This window comes from Escherichia sp. WS1265 (assembly GCF_046487585.1).
GTDB classification, from domain to species: Bacteria; Pseudomonadota; Gammaproteobacteria; order Enterobacterales; family Enterobacteriaceae; genus Escherichia; species Escherichia coli.
Genome location: NZ_JBJQJE010000017.1, coordinates 74,074 through 96,133 on the forward strand (window position 1 = coordinate 74,074; position 22,060 = coordinate 96,133).

At 54.0% G+C, this 22,060-nt stretch carries 18 protein-coding genes; 6 read left to right on the top strand and 12 right to left on the bottom strand.

Annotated elements, in window-relative coordinates; genetic code table 11:
* Window positions 1-46: 46 nt before the first annotated feature.
* The 5 genes from hslU to priA form a co-directional block, all read right to left on the bottom strand.
* Window positions 47-1,378, bottom strand: coding sequence for an HslU--HslV peptidase ATPase subunit (hslU, locus tag ACJHX3_RS17135; protein WP_001293344.1), 1,332 nt, complete (start codon window positions 1,376-1,378; stop codon window positions 47-49).
* A gap of 9 nt (window positions 1,379-1,387) precedes the next feature.
* On the bottom strand, window positions 1,388-1,918 hold the full coding sequence (hslV, locus tag ACJHX3_RS17140) for an ATP-dependent protease subunit HslV (RefSeq protein WP_000208242.1): 531 nt from the start codon (window positions 1,916-1,918) through the stop codon (window positions 1,388-1,390).
* A gap of 92 nt (window positions 1,919-2,010) precedes the next feature.
* A complete protein-coding gene (gene ftsN / locus ACJHX3_RS17145) occupies window positions 2,011-2,970 on the bottom strand; it encodes a cell division protein FtsN (RefSeq protein ID WP_000068834.1) in 960 nt (319 codons plus the stop codon).
* A gap of 91 nt (window positions 2,971-3,061) precedes the next feature.
* Window positions 3,062-4,087, bottom strand: coding sequence for a DNA-binding transcriptional regulator CytR (cytR, locus tag ACJHX3_RS17150; RefSeq protein WP_094308644.1), 1,026 nt, complete (start codon window positions 4,085-4,087; stop codon window positions 3,062-3,064).
* Window positions 4,088-4,242: 155 nt separating this feature from the next.
* Window positions 4,243-6,441 (bottom strand): primosomal protein N', encoded by a 2,199-nt coding sequence (gene priA, locus ACJHX3_RS17155; RefSeq protein WP_410236184.1) that lies wholly within the window; start codon window positions 6,439-6,441, stop codon window positions 4,243-4,245.
* Between the two features lie 202 nt (window positions 6,442-6,643).
* On the opposite strand from priA, the gene rpmE reads away from it, so the two are divergent.
* Entirely contained in the window at window positions 6,644-6,856 is a 213-nt protein-coding gene (gene rpmE, locus ACJHX3_RS17160) for a 50S ribosomal protein L31 (RefSeq protein WP_000710769.1), read from the top strand.
* Window positions 6,857-6,916: 60 nt separating this feature from the next.
* Here the strand turns inward: rpmE and ACJHX3_RS17165 are convergent, their stop codons facing one another.
* Complete coding sequence (locus ACJHX3_RS17165) at window positions 6,917-7,525, bottom strand: YiiX family permuted papain-like enzyme (RefSeq protein WP_000702311.1); 609 nt, start codon at window positions 7,523-7,525, stop codon at window positions 6,917-6,919.
* A 59-nt stretch (window positions 7,526-7,584) separates the two neighbouring features.
* On the bottom strand, window positions 7,585-7,902 hold the full coding sequence (gene metJ, locus ACJHX3_RS17170; RefSeq protein ID WP_000852812.1) for a met regulon transcriptional regulator MetJ: 318 nt from the start codon (window positions 7,900-7,902) through the stop codon (window positions 7,585-7,587).
* A gap of 276 nt (window positions 7,903-8,178) precedes the next feature.
* On the opposite strand from metJ, the gene metB reads away from it, so the two are divergent.
* Window positions 8,179-9,339, top strand: a complete 1,161-nt coding sequence (metB, locus tag ACJHX3_RS17175; protein ID WP_001366757.1) for a cystathionine gamma-synthase — start codon at window positions 8,179-8,181, stop codon at window positions 9,337-9,339.
* A gap of 2 nt (window positions 9,340-9,341) precedes the next feature.
* Window positions 9,342-11,774 carry a bifunctional aspartate kinase/homoserine dehydrogenase II gene (gene metL, locus ACJHX3_RS17180; protein ID WP_000110789.1) on the top strand — a complete coding sequence of 811 codons (2,433 nt, stop codon included), beginning with the start codon at window positions 9,342-9,344 and terminating at the stop codon, window positions 11,772-11,774.
* A 140-nt stretch (window positions 11,775-11,914) separates the two neighbouring features.
* On the opposite strand, the gene ACJHX3_RS17185 is transcribed toward metL, so the two are convergent.
* The gene (locus ACJHX3_RS17185) at window positions 11,915-12,049 is read right to left on the bottom strand and encodes a hypothetical protein (protein WP_000660165.1); all 135 of its coding nucleotides are present in this window, start codon (window positions 12,047-12,049) and stop codon (window positions 11,915-11,917) included.
* A gap of 75 nt (window positions 12,050-12,124) precedes the next feature.
* Between ACJHX3_RS17185 and metF the strand changes: the two genes are divergently transcribed.
* The 3 genes from metF to yijE all read left to right on the top strand — a co-directional run bounded on the left by metF (window position 12,125) and on the right by yijE (window position 16,522).
* Entirely contained in the window at window positions 12,125-13,015 is an 891-nt protein-coding gene (gene metF, locus ACJHX3_RS17190; protein WP_000007513.1) for a methylenetetrahydrofolate reductase, read from the top strand.
* Between the two features lie 327 nt (window positions 13,016-13,342).
* Complete coding sequence (gene katG, locus ACJHX3_RS17195) at window positions 13,343-15,523, top strand: catalase/peroxidase HPI (RefSeq protein ID WP_001296626.1); 2,181 nt, start codon at window positions 13,343-13,345, stop codon at window positions 15,521-15,523.
* Window positions 15,524-15,616: 93 nt separating this feature from the next.
* Window positions 15,617-16,522, top strand: a complete 906-nt coding sequence (yijE, locus tag ACJHX3_RS17200) for a cystine transporter YijE (RefSeq protein WP_001366770.1) — start codon at window positions 15,617-15,619, stop codon at window positions 16,520-16,522.
* Window positions 16,523-16,548: 26 nt separating this feature from the next.
* Here yijE and ACJHX3_RS17205 read toward each other — a convergent pair whose 3' ends face one another.
* The 4 genes from ACJHX3_RS17205 to ptsP all read right to left on the bottom strand — a co-directional run bounded on the left by ACJHX3_RS17205 (window position 16,549) and on the right by ptsP (window position 21,786).
* Window positions 16,549-17,166: a DUF1287 domain-containing protein gene (locus ACJHX3_RS17205; protein WP_094308642.1), complete on the bottom strand. Its 618-nt coding sequence runs from the start codon at window positions 17,164-17,166 to the stop codon at window positions 16,549-16,551.
* 330 nt (window positions 17,167-17,496) lie between these two features.
* Window positions 17,497-18,600, bottom strand: a complete 1,104-nt coding sequence (gene gldA, locus ACJHX3_RS17210) for a bifunctional L-1,2-propanediol dehydrogenase/glycerol dehydrogenase (protein WP_000373992.1) — start codon at window positions 18,598-18,600, stop codon at window positions 17,497-17,499.
* Between the two features lie 10 nt (window positions 18,601-18,610).
* Complete coding sequence (gene fsa, locus ACJHX3_RS17215) at window positions 18,611-19,273, bottom strand: fructose-6-phosphate aldolase (RefSeq protein WP_000424856.1); 663 nt, start codon at window positions 19,271-19,273, stop codon at window positions 18,611-18,613.
* An 11-nt stretch (window positions 19,274-19,284) separates the two neighbouring features.
* Window positions 19,285-21,786: a phosphoenolpyruvate--protein phosphotransferase gene (ptsP, locus tag ACJHX3_RS17220; protein WP_094321785.1), complete on the bottom strand. Its 2,502-nt coding sequence runs from the start codon at window positions 21,784-21,786 to the stop codon at window positions 19,285-19,287.
* Between the last annotated feature and the right edge of the window lie 274 nt (window positions 21,787-22,060).

Sequence of the window (22,060 nt, forward strand, 5' to 3'; positions counted from 1 at the left end):
GGGCCTTTCAGCCCCATCAAACAATGATGAAAATGATTGAACGCGATTATAGGATAAAACGGCTCAGATCTTCATCTGCCACCAACGCATCCAGATGTTTGCTCACATAATCTGCGTCAATAGTGATGGTTTGACCGCTTAAATCGCTGGCGTCGTAGGAAATCTCTTCCATTAAACGCTCCAGAACGGTATGTAAACGACGAGCACCGATGTTTTCGGTAGATTCGTTCACCTGCCATGCCGCTTCCGCGATGCGCTTAATACCGGAGTCGGTAAACTCGATATTTACGCCTTCAGTCGCCATCAGTGCTTTGTACTGCACGGTAATAGAGGCATTCGGCTCGGTCAGAATACGCTCGAAGTCGCTGGTGGTCAGTGCCTGCAGCTCAACGCGGATTGGCAGACGACCTTGCAGTTCCGGGATCAGGTCAGACGGTTTCGCAATCTGGAACGCGCCAGAAGCGATAAACAGAATGTGGTCAGTTTTGACCATCCCGTGTTTGGTGGAAACGGTGCAACCTTCTACCAGCGGCAGCAGGTCACGCTGAACACCTTCACGAGAAACATCCGGACCGGAAGACTCGCCGCGCTTACAGATTTTGTCGATTTCGTCGATAAACACGATCCCGTGCTGCTCAACAGCGTCGATAGCGTCTTGCTTCAGCTCTTCCGGATTCACCAGTTTCGCCGCTTCTTCTTCAATCAGCAGCTTCATGGCGTCTTTGATTTTCAGCTTACGTGCTTTTTGCTTCTGGCCGCCCAGGTTCTGGAACATGGACTGCAGCTGGCTGGTCATCTCTTCCATGCCCGGAGGAGCCATAATTTCAACGCCCATCGGTGCTGCGGCAAGATCGATCTCGATTTCTTTGTCATCAAGCTGGCCTTCACGCAGTTTCTTGCGGAATGCCTGACGAGCAGCGGACGGTTCCTGCTGCTGTTCGGTCTGTCCCCAGTTGTTTTTAGCAGGTGGGATCAGCACGTCGAGAATACGTTCTTCTGCCAGTTCTTCAGCGCGATAACGGTTTTTCTCGATAGCCTGGACGCGTACCATTTTCACGGCGGCATCGGTCAGATCGCGAATAATAGAATCCACTTCCTTACCGACATAGCCCACTTCGGTGAATTTGGTCGCTTCAACTTTGATGAACGGCGCATTCGCCAGCTTAGCCAGACGACGGGCGATTTCAGTTTTACCGACACCGGTCGGGCCGATCATCAGGATATTTTTCGGGGTCACTTCATGGCGCAGCTCTTCGTTGAGCTGCATGCGACGCCAGCGGTTACGCAGAGCAATCGCCACGGAACGCTTGGCGTTGTCCTGGCCGATGATGTGCTTATCCAGTTCGCTGACGATTTCGCGTGGGGTCATTTCAGACATGGGAGATCCTTACGCTTTGTAGCTTAATTCTTCGATGGTGTGGAAATGGTTGGTATAGATGCAAATGTCGCCTGCAATATCCAACGCCTTTTCAGCAATTTCACGGGCGCTAAGTTCAGTGTTTTCTAACAGCGCGCGCGCCGCAGCCTGGGCGTAAGGGCCGCCGGAGCCGATAGCAATAAGATCGTTTTCTGGCTGCACCACGTCACCGTTACCGGTGATGATAAGCGATGCAGTTTCATCCGCGACTGCCAGCAGTGCTTCAAGTTTGCGCAGCATGCGATCGGTACGCCAGTCTTTCGCCAGCTCAACGGCGGCTTTGACCAGATGGCCCTGATGCATTTCCAGTTTACGTTCAAACAGTTCGAACAGCGTAAAAGCATCCGCAGTACCGCCCGCAAAGCCCGCGATGACTTTGTCGTTGTACAGACGGCGGACCTTTTTCACGTTGCCTTTCATTACGGTATTGCCCAACGTGGCCTGACCATCACCAGCGATGACCACATGGCCGTTACGGCGTACGCTTACTATAGTTGTCACGAGCTGACCCCTTGGTTACGAATACAGAGTACAAACCCCGTACAAAAGTACGGGGCATAATGCAATTATAGATGGGGGGGATTTTGAGGGTTTCAACCCCCGGCGGCGAGCCGAATGCAGTTTGTATGACCCGCCATCTTCAAGCGATTGAGGGTGCTGTCTGCGTTCTCTTTGCCTTTCACCGGGCCAATGACCACACGATTCCAGCCATTGTTGGTGGTGATCTTCGAGTCAAAGCCTTCAAACGCCAGCTGAGCACGTACCGTCTCTGCCTGTTCCGCGCCTCTGAACGAACCGCACTGCACCATCCAGCGGCGTTCGTCTTTTTTCTCCGCCGTCGGTTTTGGCGCGTCAGCGGCACGAGCAACCGGCGCAGCTTGCTGCGGCTTCGACTGCGCGGTCGTGTGCGCAGGAGTTTGCAGCAGATCCTGGTACGGCTGCTGAGTAGAAGCCGGTTTAGACTGGCGCGGTTGCGCCTGTACCGGTGCGGCTTGCGACGTACGCGTCTGCTGCTGCCAGCTTTGTTCAGTCGTACGCGACTGCTGAGCCAGGCGTTGCTGCTCCGCTAATTGCTGCGCCTGACGCTGGCGCTGTAGCGTTTGCTGACGCTGTTCCGGCGTCTGCTCATTCCACGGAACTTCAACCAGCTGCGTTGGCTGCTGGCGCATATCAGCCTGCATTTGCTCAAGGAGCTGGCGTTGCTCTGGTGTTAGTTGCTCCGGCGTTTTCACTTCACCACCGGCAGAAGGTTCTGTAGGCGCACGCACACCCGGCTGGCGACTTTCCAGCTCTTTGATGTAGCGCCAGCGTTCTTCTGGTTTTGGTGGTAGTCCGTTTCCGGTCACTTTCTGGCTTTGCAGCGTCTCGGACTCTTCTTTCTTGTGATGCGTAATGAAGTACAGACCACCGATAAAGGTCACAAGAACGGCGGCAGCAATAGCGACCATAGCGGGAGAAACCGCAGGCAGATTTCGTTGCTTTTTCCGTGAGGTGCTCTTTTTTCGCCGCGAAGGTGCCGGTTGGCTGCGGCGTACATAATCTCGTTGTGCCACTATCGTTTCGCTGTATTTATTCGTTCGTCAGCCCGCCATGTTACTTAAGCGGCGGGCCTTTGACCAGTCACGGCAGTCTTAAAGGTTTACTTTAAGGTAACGCGCGTGTTGATCCCCGGATGATAAGTTCGCAGTCCATTAAACGAGAGCCACTGCCAACGTGTTGCCCCTGCATTTGATCAAGCAATAACAGCATAGCTTCCCGACCGATTTCGTAACGCGGCTGCGCGATGGTTGTCAGCGGCGGATCACAAAATTGCGTCAGGTCGATGTTATCAAAACCGATTATGGAAAGGTCTTCCGGGACTTTCAGCCCCTGGCGTTTTGCCTGAGAAAGAGCGCCGAGCGCCATCACATCGCTATGGCAGAAGACAGCAGTAGGCGGTTGTGGAAGATCAAGCAGCTGTTGCATTGCTTTGCTTCCGGCTTCGAAGGTGAAGTCGCCACGGGCGATGTATTGCGGATCAACCATAATGCCGCAGCGACGCAGCGCCTGAACGTAGCCTTGCAGGCGGTAGTGACACAGCGGCATCTCTTCGGGACCGGCTATACAGCCAATCCGTTTATGCCCTTGCTCATATAAATAATTTACTGCATCAAATGCGGCGGTCAGATTGTCGATATGAACTGTAGGCAGCTCCAGTTCCGGTGCAAATTCGTTCGCCATCACTATCGGCGGCAGATTACGCTGTTCCTCAATGCTGGCATCAAACGGCAGCCTTGAACCCAGCAGCAACATGCCATCAATTTGCTTGGTGATGATCAAATCGATAAAGGTTTTTTCCTGCTGATTTTGATGCGCACAGTCGCCAATCAGCACCAGATATCCGTGATTTGCCGCCGTAACTTCGATACCGCGAATAATTTCGCTAAAGAAGGGATCGCAGATATCCGGGACAATCACCAGAATGGTGCGGGATTCATTACGCTTGACGTTGCGCCCCATAGGCTGCGGTAAATAACCCACTTCCCGGGCCGCTTTTTCAACCCGATTACGGGTGGCCTGGGAGACTTTATCGGGATTCATTAATGCTCGGGAGACAGTCGCTGTAGAGACTTTTGCCTTGAGGGCAACGTCTTTCATGGTCGCGGCAGTTTCCTGCTTCTTCGCTTTCACACTCACTCCTCGCCTGGCACGTCAGGCGTACTACATCCATGTTTACTTCACATCGGCAACATTTTTAGCAGATAGCGCGTGAAAACGGTTACAGAATTTTCATGAAAAGTGTGATGAATATTGAATTTTTCGATCCGCCTCGCATCGTTTGCGCATTAGCCCTCGATGGGATCGACATCCAGCACCCATTTCACCTTACGGGAATCCGGTATTGTATTAATAAGCGCCAGCGTACCATTGATGATGTGCTGTAATCGCACGCGGGAAGGGTGCTGCAACAAAATTTGCCAGCGCCAGCGACCACCACGCTTAGGGGCCAGTGCCGGAACCGGACCGAGAACCCACAGTTTGTCGTCTGCCAGCGGACTGGAGAGGATCAGATTACGCAGTTGTTGCAGGAACAGCGGCGCATGCTGATTGTTATGATCTTCCGCACGCACAATCACATGGCTGGTCCACGGCGGCAGCTGCATCATCCGTCGCTCAGCCAGCGCCTGTTCGGCAAAGGCGTCGTAGCCTTTATAGAGCAACGTTTGCAACAGAGGATGTTCCGGATGGTGCGTTTGCAGCACAACTTCGCCCTGTTTACCCGCACGCCCGGCACGACCGGCGACCTGGGTGTAAAGCTGGGCAAAACGCTCTGCCGAGCGAAAATCGGCAGAAAACAGCGCGCCGTCCACATCCAGTAACGCTACCAGCGTCACATCCGGAAAGTGGTGACCTTTCGCCAGCATTTGCGTGCCGATCAAGATCCTCGCGCCGCCGCGATGCACTTCCGCCAGTTGTTGTTCCAGCGCTCCTTTGCGGCTGGTGGTATCGCGGTCGATACGAGAAATGGGCACACCAGGGAATAACGGCGCGAGCGTCTGTTCAAGCTGTTCGGTGCCCAGCCCCACGGGTACCAGGTGCGTGGAACCGCAGGAAGGGCACTGGCGCGGCACCGGGCGTTGGCTGTCACAGTGGTGACAGCGCAAATGCTGTTGCGCCTGATGCAGCGTGTAGTAGTGATCGCAACGTGGACATTCGGCAATCCAGCCGCAGTCGTGGCACAGCAAGGCAGGCGCAAAGCCACGGCGGTTAAGAAAGAGGATAACCTGGTTGTCGGCCTGTAAATGCTGGCGCATACGGGTGATTAACGCCGGAGCCAGCCCCGCCTGCACCTTCTGACCTTTTAAATCCAGCACGTGTTGAATTGCCGGACGCGCATTCCCCGCCCGACGCGTCAGGCGCAGCAGGCGGTATTTTTTCTGCTGGACGTTGCATAACGTTTCCAGTGCGGGTGTTGCGGAGCCAAGAATAATCGGGATTTGCTCGCTGTGCGCACGATAAACCGCCAGGTCGCGGGCATGATAGCGCCAGCCTTCCTGCTGCTTGTAGGAACTGTCGTGCTCTTCATCAATGACAATCACACCGAGATTTTTAAACGGCGTAAACAGCGCGGAGCGGGTGCCGATGACAATCGCCGCCTCGCCATTTTTCGCTTTCAACCACGCCGAAAGACGCTCGCTGTCGTTCAGGCCGGAATGCAGAACTTCCACCGGGGCATTAAAACGTTCACGAAAACGGGCGATAGTTTGCGGTGTCAGGCCGATTTCCGGCACCATCACCAGCGCCTGTTTGCCCTGAGCGAGCACGTTTTCCAGTACACTGAGATAAACCTCCGTTTTACCGGAACCGGTAACGCCCGCCAGCAGCCAGGCAGAAAAAGTATCTGCCGCGCTATGAATTGCGCCAACGGCGGTGGCCTGTTCGGTATTCAACCGCAACCGCTCACCAGAAACGGCATAGTTCGTTCGCCAGTCGCTAAACTCTGGTGTTTCACTTGCTAAATCACACAGACCTTTTTTGCGCAGTGCCTGCAATGCGGCATCATTAAATTCGAGCGTGGCAACCTGATCGCGCCAGATTTTGCCTTGCCGTAACGCTGCCAGCGCCTGTTGTTGCTTTGGCGAGCGTTTCAGGCTGTTCAGATCCACCGCCTGGCCTTGTTCAGTGGTAAACCAGTACCACATCGGCGCGTTCGCCGCAGGCCGCCCCTGGCGTAGTAAAATCGGCAAGGCATGAAACAGCACATCGCCAATTGGATGATGATAGTAATCTGCCGCCCAGAGCAGTAATCGCCAGACGGAGTGAGTAAATACCGGCTCAACGTCCAGCACTTCAACTACCGCTTTCAGCTCGTTAAGCGGCAGCTCGCTGACATTGCTAACTGACACCACAACCCCGATGCGCTCCTGCTGTTTGCCAAACGGCACGCGCACGCGACACCCGGCTTTGACCGTCATGCCTTCTGGCAGCAGATAGTCAAAGGTACGAGGAAGCGGAACGGGCAAGGCAACGTGGGCAACGGGCATAGCATCATCCTGACTTGAAATTCGGTGGGTTAGTATACACATTGCCGTAGAAGAGTGCGGATCAGTTTGCATACGCTGGTTAATTTCTGTATGATTTCGCGCCTTCGTACGAAATGATCGTATTGAAGCTATACTTTTAACATCGCGTGGTGTCTGGCGTTAGGGCTGGAAGAGCGACGCGGCCTTAAACCGAGGTTTTCCCATGAAAAAAGATATTCACCCGAAATACGAAGAAATTACTGCTAGCTGCTCTTGCGGTAACGTAATGAAAATCCGCTCCACCGTTGGTCATGACCTGAACCTCGACGTGTGCAGCAAGTGCCACCCGTTCTTCACTGGCAAACAGCGTGATGTTGCTACCGGTGGCCGTGTTGACCGCTTCAACAAGCGTTTCAACATCCCGGGCAGCAAATAAGACCGGATTTCCGAAAAAAGCGCCGCACGGCGCTTTTTTTGTGCCTGAATTTTGGTCGTATTACCACGAAAACAGCGGCCACTCTTTGGCGACCGTGGTGAGTTGTGGCGCATCGAAAACGGCTTGTGGTGAAACTACCGTTTCCTCAAGCGGAATATTCTTGCCGTAACGTTCTTTGAGCTTTGCCTGAACTTGTGGGCTGCTCAGGTCGAACTCTTTCAGCTTCTGCTGTTCGCCCACGCGCATTCCCAGCGCATTCTGGTAAACCTTCCACACCACTTCCGAACAGTACTGGCGATCGTCGCTCCACGAGAAGCTGAAATCGTACGGTTTGCCGAGATAACGTTTTGCCGTTTGCGCCAGTTTTTGCTGTTGTTTAACACTCAGTCCGCCTTCAACGCGGCGAACAACGTATTTGCCCTTTTCACCATGGGCAATCCACTGCTTGAGCGGGGTGTATTTCACCGGGCCGACCGCTTCAAAAACGTAGGGCTTTTTGTTACGCATCACCAGCATACCGGTGTGGCTGTAATCGGAATGGGTCGCCAGTTGGATCGCTTTACTTTGCGATGAGCGAGAGATTTGAAAGATGATGTCGCCAGTTTGCGGCTGCCAGGCAAAGGCAGGCACAGAAACCAGCAGGCTGAGGATCAGTAGCCTGATTTTCATCGTTAAACGTCCTTGTATGAAAAAAGCGGCTGGTTAACTCCGCGCCGCTCTTTTCCGCTTTAGTATTCCCACGTCTCCGGGTTAATCCCCATCTCACGCATGATCTCTTTTGCCGCTTCCGGGATTTCGTCGCTGCGCTCTTTACGCAGATCGGCATCATCCGGCAATGGTTGCCCGGTAAAGGCATGCAGAAACGCTTCGCACAGCAGCTCGCTGTTGGTAGCGTGACGCAGGTTGTTCACCTGACGACGCGTGCGTTCATCGGTGAGGATTTTTAACACCTTAAGAGGAATGGAAACCGTAATCTTTTTGACTTGTTCACTCTTCTTGCCGTGCTCAGCGTATGGGCTGATATATTCGCCGCTCCATTCAGCCATGAGATACTTAATCCTCTTCGTCAATAAATTGAGACCAGACCACACAATTTATGTGGGTACTGACCGTAAACCCGCATAGTTTACCGTACAGGCGTTACCGTGACATCGTGTAATGCACCTGTCGGCGTGATAATGCATATAATTTTAACGGCTATTTGGGATTTGCTCAATCTATACGCAAAGAAGTTTAGATGTCCAGATGTATTGACGTCTATTAACACAATGTTTACTCTGGTGCCTGACATTTCACCGACCAAGCCCAGGGAACTTCATCACATGACGCGTAAACAGGCCACCATCGCAGTGCGTAGCGGGTTAAATGACGACGAACAGTATGGTTGCGTTGTCCCTCCCATCCATCTTTCCAGCACCTATAACTTTACCGGATTTAATGAACCGCGCGCGCATGATTACTCGCGGCGCGGCAACCCAACGCGCGATGTGGTTCAGCGTGCGCTGGCAGAACTGGAAGGTGGTGCCGGTGCCGTACTTACTAATACCGGCATGTCCGCGATTCACCTGGTAACGACCGTCTTTTTGAAACCTGGCGATCTGCTGGTTGCGCCACACGACTGCTACGGAGGTAGCTATCGCCTGTTCGACAGTCTGGCGAAACGCGGTTGCTATCGCGTGTTGTTTGTTGATCAAGGCGATGAACAGGCATTACGGGCAGCGCTGGCAGAAAAACCCAAACTGGTACTGGTAGAAAGCCCAAGTAATCCATTGTTACGCGTCGTGGATATTGCGAAAATCTGCCATCTGGCAAGGGAAGTCGGGGCGGTGAGTGTAGTGGATAACACCTTCTTAAGCCCGGCATTACAAAATCCGCTGGCATTAGGTGCCGATCTGGTGTTGCATTCATGCACGAAATATCTGAACGGTCACTCAGACGTGGTGGCCGGCGTGGTGATTGCTAAAGATCCGGACGTTGTCACTGAACTTGCCTGGTGGGCAAACAATATTGGCGTGACGGGCGGCGCGTTTGACAGCTATCTGCTGCTACGCGGTTTGCGAACGCTGGTGCCGCGTATGGAGCTGGCCCAGCGCAACGCGCAGGCGATTGTGAAATATCTGCAAACCCAGCCGTTGGTGAAAAAACTGTATCACCCGTCGCTGCCGGAAAATCAGGGGCATGAAATTGCCGCGCGCCAGCAAAAAGGCTTTGGCGCAATGTTGAGTTTTGAACTGGATGGCGATGAGCAGACGCTGCGTCGTTTCCTGGGCGGGCTGTCGTTGTTTACGCTGGCGGAATCATTAGGGGGAGTGGAAAGTTTAATCTCTCACGCCGCAACCATGACACATGCAGGCATGGCACCAGAAGCGCGTGCTGCCGCCGGGATCTCCAAGACGCTGCTGCGTATCTCCACCGGTATTGAAGATGGCGAAGATTTAATTGCCGACCTGGAAAATGGCTTCCGGGCTGCAAACAAGGGGTAAAAATGAGTGTGATTGCGCAGGCAGGGGCGAAAGGTCGTCAACTGCATAAATTTGGTGGCAGTAGTCTGGCTGATGTGAAGTGTTATTTGCGTGTCGCGGGCATTATGGCGGAGTACTCTCAGCCTGACGATATGATGGTGGTTTCCGCCGCCGGTAGCACCACTAACCAGTTGATTAACTGGTTGAAACTAAGCCAGACCGATCGTCTCTCTGCGCATCAGGTTCAACAAACGCTGCGTCGCTATCAGTGCGATCTGATTAGCGGCCTGTTACCCGCCGAAGAAGCCGATAGCCTCATTAGCGCTTTTGTCAGCGATCTGGAACGCCTGGCGGCGCTGCTCGACAGCGGTATTAACGACGCGGTGTATGCGGAAGTGGTGGGCCACGGCGAAGTGTGGTCGGCGCGCCTGATGTCTGCGGTACTTAATCAACAAGGGCTGCCAGCGGCCTGGCTTGATGCCCGCGAGTTTTTACGCGCTGAACGCGCTGCGCAACCGCAGGTTGATGAAGGACTTTCTTACCCGTTGCTGCAACAGCTACTGGTACAACATCCGGGCAAACGTCTGGTGGTGACCGGGTTTATCAGCCGTAACAACGCCAGTGAAACGGTGCTGCTGGGGCGTAACGGTTCCGACTATTCCGCGACACAAATCGGTGCGCTGGCGGGAGTTTCCCGCGTAACCATCTGGAGCGACGTCGCCGGGGTATACAGCGCCGACCCGCGTAAAGTGAAAGATGCCTGCCTGCTGCCGTTGCTGCGTCTGGATGAGGCCAGCGAACTGGCGCGTCTGGCGGCTCCCGTTCTTCACGCCCGTACTTTACAGCCAGTTTCTGGCAGCGAAATCGACCTGCAACTGCGCTGTAGCTACACGCCGGATCAAGGTTCCACGCGCATTGAACGCGTGCTGGCCTCCGGTACTGGTGCGCGTATTGTCACCAGCCATGATGATGTCTGCTTGATTGAGTTTCAGGTGCCCGCCAGCCAGGATTTCAAACTGGCGCATAAAGAGATCGACCAGATCCTGAAACGTGCTCAGGTGCGCCCACTGGCGGTTGGCGTACATAACGATCGCCAGTTGCTGCAATTTTGCTACACCTCAGAAGTGGCCGACAGTGCGCTGAAAATCCTCGACGAAGCGGGATTACCTGGCGAACTGCGCCTGCGTCAGGGGCTGGCGCTGGTGGCGATGGTTGGGGCGGGCGTAACCCGTAACCCGCTGCATTGCCACCGCTTCTGGCAGCAACTGAAAGGCCAGCCGGTCGAATTTACCTGGCAGTCGGATGACGGCATCAGCCTGGTGGCAGTACTGCGCACCGGACCGACCGAAAGCCTGATTCAGGGGCTGCATCAGTCCGTCTTCCGCGCAGAAAAACGCATCGGCCTGGTATTGTTCGGCAAGGGCAATATCGGTTCCCGCTGGCTGGAACTGTTCGCCCGTGAGCAGAGCACGCTTTCGGCGCGTACCGGCTTTGAATTTGTGCTGGCAGGCGTGGTGGACAGCCGCCGCAGCCTGTTGAGCTATGACGGGCTGGACGCCAGCCGCGCGTTAGCCTTCTTCAACGATGAAGCGGTCGAGCAGGATGAAGAGTCGCTGTTCCTGTGGATGCGCGCCCATCCGTATGATGATTTAGTGGTGTTGGACGTTACCGCCAGCCAGCAGCTTGCTGATCAGTATCTCGATTTTGCCAGCCACGGTTTCCACGTCATCAGTGCCAACAAACTGGCAGGAGCCAGCGACAGCAATAAATATCGCCAGATCCACGACGCCTTCGAAAAAACCGGGCGTCACTGGCTGTACAATGCCACTGTCGGTGCGGGCTTGCCGATCAACCACACCGTGCGCGATCTGATCGACAGCGGCGATACTATTTTGTCGATCAGCGGGATCTTCTCTGGCACGCTCTCCTGGCTGTTCCTGCAATTCGACGGTAGCGTGCCGTTTACCGAGCTGGTGGATCAGGCGTGGCAGCAGGGCTTAACCGAGCCTGATCCGCGTGATGACCTTTCCGGCAAAGACGTGATGCGCAAGCTGGTGATTCTGGCGCGTGAAGCGGGTTACGACATCGAACCGGACCAGGTACGTGTTGAATCGCTGGTGCCCGCCCATTGCGAAGGCGGCAGCATCGACCATTTCTTTGAAAATGGCGATGAACTGAACGAGCAGATGGTGCAACGACTGGAAGCGGCCCGCGAAATGGGGCTGGTGCTGCGCTACGTGGCGCGTTTCGATGCCAATGGCAAAGCGCGTGTGGGCGTGGAAGCGGTGCGTGAAGACCATCCGCTGGCATCACTGCTGCCGTGCGATAACGTCTTTGCCATCGAAAGCCGCTGGTATCGCGATAACCCTCTGGTGATCCGTGGGCCTGGCGCGGGGCGCGACGTCACCGCAGGGGCGATTCAGTCGGATATTAACCGCCTGGCGCAGTTGTTGTAATTTCAGGAAACTAATAATGTCCGGTACGCATGTCTTCGGGTCTATGGGTTATAATGTAATTTATTGAATTATCATAGGGTTATAGGCCGGATGAAGCGTTTACGCCGTATCCGGCAAGAAGCAATAAGTACGTTGTTAGCCTACATCTGCAATCCGGTCTGTTTTGCATACCGGATTTTCTTTTTCTTACCATCCTGAATTTTTTTCAACTTCCCTGATTTTTCCTCACCATCATTGGTCATTTTTCGGTTGACGCCCTTCAGCTTTTCCTTCATCTTTACATCTGGACGTCTAAACGGATAGATGTGCACAACACAACATATAACTACAAGCGATTGATGAGGTAAGGTATGAGCTTTTTTCACGCCAGCCAGCGGGATGCCCTGAATCAGAGTCTGGCAGAAGTCCAGGGGCAGATTAACGTTTCGTTCGAGTTTTTCCCGCCGCGTACCAGTGAAATGGAGCAGACCCTGTGGAACTCCATCGATCGCCTTAGCAACCTGAAACCGAAGTTTGTGTCGGTGACCTATGGCGCGAACTCCGGCGAGCGCGACCGTACGCACAGCATTATTAAAGGCATTAAAGATCGCACTGGTCTGGAAGCGGCACCGCATCTTACTTGCATTGATGCGACGCCCGACGAGCTGCGCACCATTGCACGCGACTACTGGAATAACGGTATTCGCCATATCGTGGCGCTGCGTGGCGACCTGCCGCCGGGAAGTGGTAAGCCAGAAATGTATGCTTCTGACCTGGTGACGCTGTTAAAAGAAGTGGCAGATTTCGATATCTCCGTGGCGGCGTATCCGGAAGTACATCCAGAAGCGAAAAGTGCCCAGGCCGATTTACTCAACCTGAGACGAAAAGTGGATGCCGGAGCCAACCGCGCGATTACTCAGTTCTTCTTCGATGTCGAAAGCTACCTGCGTTTTCGCGATCGCTGCGTCTCGGCAGGCATTGATGTGGAAATCATTCCGGGAATTTTGCCGGTTTCGAACTTTAAACAGGCGAAGAAATTTGCCGACATGACCAACGTGCGTATTCCGGCGTGGATGGCACAAATGTTCGACGGGCTGGATGATGATGCTGAAACCCGCAAGCTGGTGGGCGCGAATATCGCCATGGATATGGTGAAGATTTTAAGCCGTGAAGGAGTGAAAGATTTCCACTTCTATACGCTTAACCGCGCTGAAATGAGTTACGCGATTTGCCATACGCTGGGTGTTCGACCTGGTTTATAAGTATTGTGGCTTTTGTAAAAATCACACAGTGATCACAAATTTTAAACAGAGCACAAAATGCTGCCTCGAAATGAGGGCGGGAAAATAAGGTTATCAGCCTTGTTTTCTCCCTCATTACTTGAAGGATACCAAGCTAAAACCTTTTTTATAAAGCATTTGTCCGAAATCAGACATACTCATAAGGGCTTAATTACGATCAATTTGATCTACATCTCTTTAACCAACAATATGTAAGATCTCAACTATCGCATCCGTGGATTAATTCAATTATAACTTCTCTCTAACGCTGTGTATCGTAACGGTAACACTGTAGAGGGGAGCACATTGATGAGCACGTCAGACGATATCCATAACACGACAGCCACTGGCAAATGCCCGTTCCATCAGGGCGGTCACGACCAGAGCGCAGGTGGGGGCACAACCACGCGCGACTGGTGGCCAAATCAACTCCGTGTTGACCTGTTAAACCAACATTCTAATCGTTCTAACCCACTGGGTGAGGACTTTGACTACCGCAAAGAATTCAGCAAATTAGATTACTACGGTCTGAAAAAAGATCTGAAAGCCCTGCTGACAGAATCTCAGCCGTGGTGGCCTGCCGACTGGGGCAGCTACGCCGGTCTGTTTATTCGTATGGCCTGGCACGGCGCGGGTACTTACCGTTCAATCGACGGGCGCGGCGGCGCGGGTCGTGGTCAGCAACGTTTTGCACCGCTGAACTCCTGGCCGGATAACGTAAGCCTCGATAAAGCGCGTCGCCTGTTGTGGCCAATCAAACAGAAATATGGTCAGAAAATCTCCTGGGCCGACCTGTTTATCCTCGCGGGTAACGTGGCGCTGGAAAACTCCGGCTTCCGTACCTTCGGTTTTGGTGCCGGTCGTGAAGACGTCTGGGAACCGGATCTGGATGTTAACTGGGGTGATGAAAAAGCCTGGCTGACCCACCGTCATCCGGAAGCACTGGCGAAAGCGCCGCTGGGCGCAACCGAGATGGGCCTGATTTACGTTAACCCGGAAGGCCCGGATCACAGCGGCGAACCGCTTTCTGCGGCAGCAGCTATCCGCGCGACCTTCGGCAACATGGGCATGAACGACGAAGAAACCGTGGCGCTGATTGCGGGTGGTCATACGCTGGGTAAAACTCACGGTGCCGGTCCGACATCAAATGTAGGTCCTGATCCAGAAGCTGCACCGATTGAAGAACAAGGTTTAGGCTGGGCGAGCACTTACGGCAGCGGCGTTGGCGCAGATGCCATTACCTCTGGTCTGGAAGTAGTCTGGACCCAGACGCCGACCCAGTGGAGCAACTACTTCTTCGAAAACCTGTTCAAGTATGAGTGGGTACAGACCCGCAGTCCGGCTGGCGCAATCCAGTTCGAAGCGGTAGACGCACCGGAAATTATCCCGGATCCGTTCGATCCGTCGAAGAAACGTAAACCGACGATGCTGGTGACCGACCTGACGCTGCGTTTTGATCCGGAGTTCGAGAAGATCTCTCGTCGTTTTCTCAACGATCCGCAGGCGTTCAATGAAGCCTTTGCCCGTGCCTGGTTCAAACTGACGCACAGGGATATGGGGCCGAAATCTCGCTACATCGGACCGGAAGTACCGAAAGAAGATCTGATCTGGCAAGATCCGCTGCCGCAGCCGATCTACAACCCGACCGAGCAGGACATTATCGATCTGAAATTCGCGATTGCGGATTCTGGTCTGTCTGTCAGCGAGCTGGTATCGGTAGCCTGGGCGTCTGCTTCTACCTTCCGTGGTGGCGACAAACGCGGTGGTGCCAACGGTGCGCGTCTGGCATTAATGCCGCAGCGCGACTGGGATGTGAACGCCGCAGCCGTTCGTGCTCTGCCTGTTCTGGAGAAAATCCAGAAAGAGTCTGGTAAAGCCTCGCTTGCGGATATCATCGTGCTGGCAGGTGTGGTTGGCGTAGAGAAAGCCGCAAGCGCCGCAGGTTTGAGCATTCATGTACCGTTTGCACCGGGTCGCGTTGATGCGCGTCAGGATCAGACTGACATTGAAATGTTCGAACTGCTGGAGCCAATTGCTGACGGTTTCCGTAACTATCGCGCTCGTCTGGACGTTTCCACCACCGAGTCACTGCTGATTGATAAAGCACAGCAACTGACGCTGACCGCGCCGGAAATGACCGCGCTGGTGGGCGGGATGCGTGTACTGGGTGCCAACTTCGATGGCAGCAAAAACGGCGTCTTCACTGACCGCGTTGGTGTATTGAGTAATGACTTCTTCGTGAACTTGCTGGATATGCGTTACGAGTGGAAAGCGACCGACGAATCGAAAGAGCTGTTCGAAGGCCGTGACCGTGAAACCGGCGAAGTGAAATACACAGCCAGCCGTGCGGATCTGGTCTTTGGCTCTAACTCTGTCTTGCGTGCGGTGGCGGAAGTTTACGCCAGCAGCGATGCCCACGAGAAGTTTGTTAAAGACTTCGTGGCGGCATGGGTGAAAGTGATGAACCTCGACCGTTTCGACCTGCTGTAATCTGACCTTCTTCAGCGACTGTCTTTCAGGCAGTCGCTGAAGTTTCTTTACCGGCGTATAGTGTCCACAGGAAAACTACACACTGGATCTCTCATGTCTGCCGCAGGAAAGAGCAACCCACTGGCAATCAGTGGCCTGGTTGTGCTCACACTTATCTGGAGTTATAGCTGGATTTTCATGAAGCAAGTCACCAGCTACATCGGTGCCTTCGACTTTACCGCCTTACGCTGCATTTTCGGCGCTCTCGTTTTATTCATCGTCCTTTTATTACGTGGTCGCGGAATGCGCCCGACACCGTTTAAATACACCTTAGCCATTGCCCTGTTACAAACCTGTGGGATGGTTGGCCTGGCGCAGTGGGCGCTGGTCAGTGGAGGAGCGGGGAAGGTGGCGATCCTGAGCTATACCATGCCGTTCTGGGTGGTGATTTTCGCCGCGTTGTTTCTCGGTGAACGCCTGCGACGTGGGCAATATTTTGTGATTCTGATTGCCGCCGTTGGCTTACTGCTGGTGTTACAACCGTGGCAGCTCGATTTCTCTTCGATGAAAAGTGCCATGCTGGCAATCCTCTCCGGTGTTAGTTGGGGGGCGAGCGCGATTGTCGCGAAACGCCTATACGCCCGCCATCCGCGCGTGGATTTATTGTCGTTAACATCCTGGCAGATGCTTTATGCGGCGCTGGTGATGAGTGCGGTCGCTTTACTGGTGCCGCAACGTGAAATTGACTGGCAACCCACCGTGTTCTGGGCTCTGGCCTACAGTGCGATTCTGGCGACGGCGCTGGCGTGGAGCTTATGGTTGTTTGTATTGAAAAACTTGCCTGCCAGTATTGCCAGCTTAAGCACACTGGCCGTTCCCGTTTGCGGCGTACTCTTTTCCTGGTGGCTGCTCGGTGAGAATCCGGGGGCCGTTGAAGGTAGCGGTATTGTGCTGATTGTGCTGGCACTGGCGCTGGTGAGCCGTAAGAAAAAAGAAGCTGTCAGTGTAAAAAACATCTGAATTTTTTCTTCATGTGGGGCGATCGCTTATTTAACAAAATACCGATAGTGCCCCACCATCCGCCAGCTAAACAGCACGTCTTCTTCCTGCGCGCCTGCGCCAATGTTATGTATCACCAGCGGCGTACCGTCGCGGGCGAAGCCATCTGACACCACCCCAATATGCGCCAGCCCGTTATCTAATCGCCAGGAGACAATATCGCCCGCTTGATAATCACCGGGGTTCTTGCTGGTGGGGCGTGTTTTATCGTGGCGGGTAAACCAGGTTTCCAGATTAGGCACCCGACGGTGATCGATGTTGCTGTCCGGGCGCTTTAACTGCCATTTTTGCGGGTACTCAGCAAAATTCTTCGCCATATCTTCGTGAACCAGTTTCTGCAAATCGACCTTCTGGCTGCGCAAGGCGCGGATCACCACATCGGAACATACGCCGCGTTCTTGCGGGACATCACCGCCAGGATAGGTAAGCTGCACATACGCCGGATCGTAAAATAGCGTGCCGTCGATTTGCTGTCTGGCACCGTCTGCGATGGCAAGGTTGGTGTTGGCCTGGATTTGTACCACGGTTGGTGGAACGGCCGGAGATTTTAAGGAGTTGCTGGTAAATGCCGTTAGCAGGCTGACCAGCGCCAGTGAAGCTTTCATCTGTTCCGTCCGTGAAAATAAGAGTCACAGATTCGACCTTCCGGGCTAACGATTGTTCTGTAGAGAAAATGTCCAGAAGCGGATAAAAAATTCCTGAACAACGTGGGAGTTTCAGACGGGTGATAACGTATAAAAAGTGCTCGAACAGTCCCCTCTCCCCTTTGGGGAGAGGGTTAGGGTGAGGGGAACAGGCCAGCTCCGGGGCGAATATTTACCCTCACCCCGACCCTCTCCCTGAAAGGGCGAGGGGGAAAAACATGCCCGCAGTGACGAGTGAGCCACTTTGCCTGCACTCTCAAACTCCCGGACAAGCCGGGAGTTTGGAGTAGGTTATTCCCACTCTTGCAGGAAACGCTGACCGTACTGGTCGGCTACCAGCAGTGCGGCGTAAACCTGATCTGGCGTCGCGCCGCCAGGCATGTTGTGAATGGTTTCACCTTCTGCACATGCCGCTTCTGCCACAATTCGCATTTTCGCCGGGACATCTTCTTTAATATCCAGTTGAGCGAGAGTTATTGGCAAACCTACCGCATGGCTAAGGGCAGCTACGGTTTCGATTTCCTCCACCGGCGCATTTTCCAGAACCAGCTGCGTCAGCGTACCAAATGCCACTTTTTCACCGTGGTAATAGTGATGCGCGTCCGGGATAGCGGTCAGGCCGTTATGCACCGCGTGAGCCGCCGCCAGCCCGCCGCTTTCAAAACCAACGCCGCTCAAATAGGTGTTCGCTTCAATCACGCGCTCCAGCGCCGGAGTCACTACATGCTGTTCGGCGGCAAGCATCGCTTTTTCGCCTTCTTCCAGCAGAGTGTTGTAGCACAGTTCTGCCAGTGCCAGCGCCGCCTGGGTACACTTGCCGCCCGCCATAGTGGTAGCGCCGCTACGGGAACAGGCGCGTGCTTCAAACCAGGTTGCCAGCGCATCGCCGATACCCGCCGCTAACAGACGTGCAGGTGCGCCAGCGACGATTTTGGTGTCGACAATGACCATATTCGGGTTATTTGGCAACATCAGATAGCGGTCAAATTCACCATCATCGGTGTAGATAACAGACAATGCGCTGCACGGTGCGTCGGTAGAGGCGATAGTCGGTGCGATCGCTACCGGAACACCCATGAAATGTGCCAGTGCTTTGGCAGTATCGAGAGTTTTTCCGCCACCGATACCGAGAATTGCGCCACACTGCGCAGTCTCCGCGATGCCACGCAGACGGTCGATCTCATTTTGCGAACATTCACCGCCAAACGGCGCAATTTCTACTACCAGTCCAGCATCTTTAAAGCTTTTCTCGACAGTGGATTGAGCAAAACCTAAAACAAATTTGTCACCCACCACTAACCAGCGTTCTGCCAGCGGCTTCAGGTATTCGCCCAGACGATTAATCACATCAGCGCCCTGGATGTATTTACCCGGTGATTGAATAATGCGGTCCATAATTGCTCCTTTAGAGATGAGTAGTGCCAAATGCGGCATTCCAGTCGTGTTCGAACTTCTCTATAGCTGACTCTACCGCAGGGGTGTTGAGCATTTGTTGCGCTACATCTAAGGGCAGGGTGATGGATTCACATCCTGCCAGTAAACAGTCCAGCGCCTGACGCGGCGTTTTAAAGCTGGCCGCCAGCACCATGCTTTCTGGTGCGTGCATTTCTAACAGCGCTTGCAGCTCCTGAACCGTACGAATGCCGTCTCCGCCCTGGGCATCTACGCGGTTAACATACGGAGCAACGTATTTTGCCCCTGCCAGTGCGGCTAATAACCCTTGTGCGGCGCTATATACAGCGGTGCCAAGTGTAGTAATACCCTCTTTTTTCAGTATTTTAATTGCTGCCAGACCTTCGGAAGTCACCGGGATTTTCACCACAATACCCGGAATGGCGTCGCGCAGGCGTTTCGCTTCTTTCACCATACCCTGCGCGTCGCGGCTCATGGTCTGAGCAAACAGAATTCCCTCATCACCGATCGCTTTTTGAAGGCGCGGCAGCACTTCCCAGATGGACTCCTTGCTGGCAGCGATAATGCTCGGGTTAGTTGTCACCCCGGCAATCGGGAATATGCGTGCCAGACGTTCGACTTCTGCGACGTTAGCGGTGTCCAGATACAGTTCCATGATGTTTCCTTTTACAGTTCCAGTTCATGTTGCAGCAGGCTGGCGATAGCGTCGGCAGAGGCGGCGTTAACCAGCGCATTACGGAATTCTTCGTGCATGATGCGACGAGCGAGGCGCGAGAAAATGCGCATATGTTGATCGCCCGTGGCGTGTTTGTTCAGGGTTAACATAATGATGAATTGCGCTTCATCATCGCCCCAGCGCACCGGCGCTTGCAAACGCGCTACGCTGATGGTGGATTGCTCAATGTGTTCTGATTTGCTGTGGGGAATGGCAAAACTAAAGCCCAGACCGGTAGAGAAAACGGCCTCGCGCGCCCACAAGTCGGCTTCCAGTTTACGCGGATAGCGACAGCGGCCCGCCAGCAGCAGGTTATCGGTCATGCCTTTGAGCACTTCTTCTTTGCTGCGCCAGTCGCTTTCCAGTGTGATGCACTCGGCGGTGACCAGCGGTGCGTCTTGTTGGGTCATGCGGAATTGCGCCAGCAGGTGTTCCACTTCCAGCGAAGTACGGCAGGCCATTGCCTGGTTGAGCAACTTGCGGCACTCACGGCTATCAAGTTGCGCCATCCGCGCTTTCGCCGCCGGAATTGATGGTGCGCTCATGCTGAGTTCATCCAGCCCTAAACCGACCAGCAACGGCAGCACGGAACCTTTCGCTCCCAGTTCACCGCACAGACCAATCCATTTGCCCTGGCGATGCACCGCCTGCACGGCGTAATCGAGCGCCCGCAAGAAGGCCGGATTCAGGCTGTTGTAGTGACGAGTCACCTTAGCGTTATCGCGATCCACTGCCAGTAGATATTGCGTCAGGTCATTACTACCAATACTAAAGAAATCAATCTCTTCGCAGCATTGATCGATGATGAACATCACCGACGGCACTTCCAGCATAATGCCGAGCTGGATCTTCTCATCAAACGGAATGTGTTCGTTACGTAGTTGCTGTTTGGCTTCTGCCAGTTTTTCTTTTACCCATAAGATCTCTTCCATTGAGGAGATCATCGGGATCATGATTTTCAGGCTGCCGTGAGCAGAGGCGCGCAGGATCGACCGTAGTTGTGTGGTAAACAACGACGCGTATTCTTCATAAATACGCACCGCGCGATAACCGAGGAACGGGTTTGCCTCTGCGGGAATATTCAGATAATCAACGGGTTTGTCACCGCCAATATCCATAGTGCGCACAATAATGCTGCGTCCGTTGGCGGACTCCAGCGCCTGACAAAAAATGTTGTACAGCTCGCTTTCGCCCGGTGCACTGGTGCGATCCATATAGAGCATTTCAGTGCGGAATAAACCAACGCCTTCCGCACCATTGCCGAATGCGGCCTGCGCTTCCACGGAGTGAGCGATGTTAGCGGCAATTTCAATGCGGATACCGTCTGCGGTACGGGCTTGTTGGGTCAGCCAGACACGCTGTTGCTCACGCAGGGCGTCCTGTACGCGGGCTTCCTGCTGATAATAACGAGCTACGGCTTCCCCTGGCTCAACCACAATCGCCCCAGCGTTGCCGTCGATATAAATCGTTTGATGCTGCCACGGAGTGAGGGCATCAATATCCACACCAACCAGCGTCGGAATGTTGAACGAACGGGCAAGGATCACCGTATGTGAGGTGGTGCCGCCGCTTTTGAGCAACAATCCTTTGAGGTGATTTTTATCCAGTTCGAGGAACTGGCTGGGGGTCAGTTCATCCGCCATACAAATGGCGGGCTGCGTCAGTTTGCCCGGTGCCGGGAAGCGTTGCTCACCGTAGATTTGCTGGAGTAACTGGAAGCAGACGTCGCGTACGTCCAGGGCGCGTTCTTGCAGGTAGCTGCTGCTGGAACGGGAAAACTCTTCGCAGAAGTGGTGTGCACTGGCGACAATCGCTTCGGCACAGCTTAATCCGGCGCTGACACCTGCCAGTAAATGTTCGCGCAGGGAAGTATCGCCAGCCAGGGATCGGTGCGCTTCCAGAATCGCGCTGGTAGCACCGTCGCTATCCAGCAGACGAAACTCTATGTTTTTCAGTACCAGCGTCAGACCGTTTTCCAGTGCGGATTGTTCGGCGTCAACGCCTTTGGCTGCGGGAAGATTACCCAGCGCATTGAGATCTAAAGAAGAGATCGGCGTCAGAATGCCGCCTGCGCTACCGCTGCACACGGTGCGGGCACGGATAATTTGCGGATTCAGATTGGTCAGTGAAACCGGCAGTGGTTCCAGTTCGTCAGATTTTACTTCCGCCAGCGGTGCGTCGCAGTGGGGGAATTCATCGCGCAGCCATTGGCTTAAACGCTGGTGCGCTTCCTGTTCGTCGGCCCCGGAAATCAGTAACTGGCAGTTATCGCCCACCAGCGTATCGGTGCCAATCAGCGCAAGGGCGCTTTTGGCGTTGCCCTTGCGGTCAGTGCGCAGGTTATGCCACTCAATTTGTGATGAAAAAGTATTACACAGCGTTTCAACGTGGCTTGCCGGACGCGCATGGACGCCGTTAGGTAGCTCACAAATAAATTCCACAATCAGGGCCATTGCCTTTCTCCCGGTACGGTTTTCTGTTTACAGGATAAGAGCGCACGGCAACGGCCTACCATGTGACAAATCTGCCAAAAGCTGGACAAATGTAATGTAACCGTCAATTTGCGACGCGTCTCACAAGACGCCGTTTTGCGGTGTACTTCCGGATTATCGCAAGTTATGAGGCGGATCGCATTTTTGTACTGATATTACAAAAGTCCAGTAAATGGCCTTTTTATCCACTGTTTGCTCCGCCTGCGATTGCCTATTGTTTCTTCCATCAAAAATA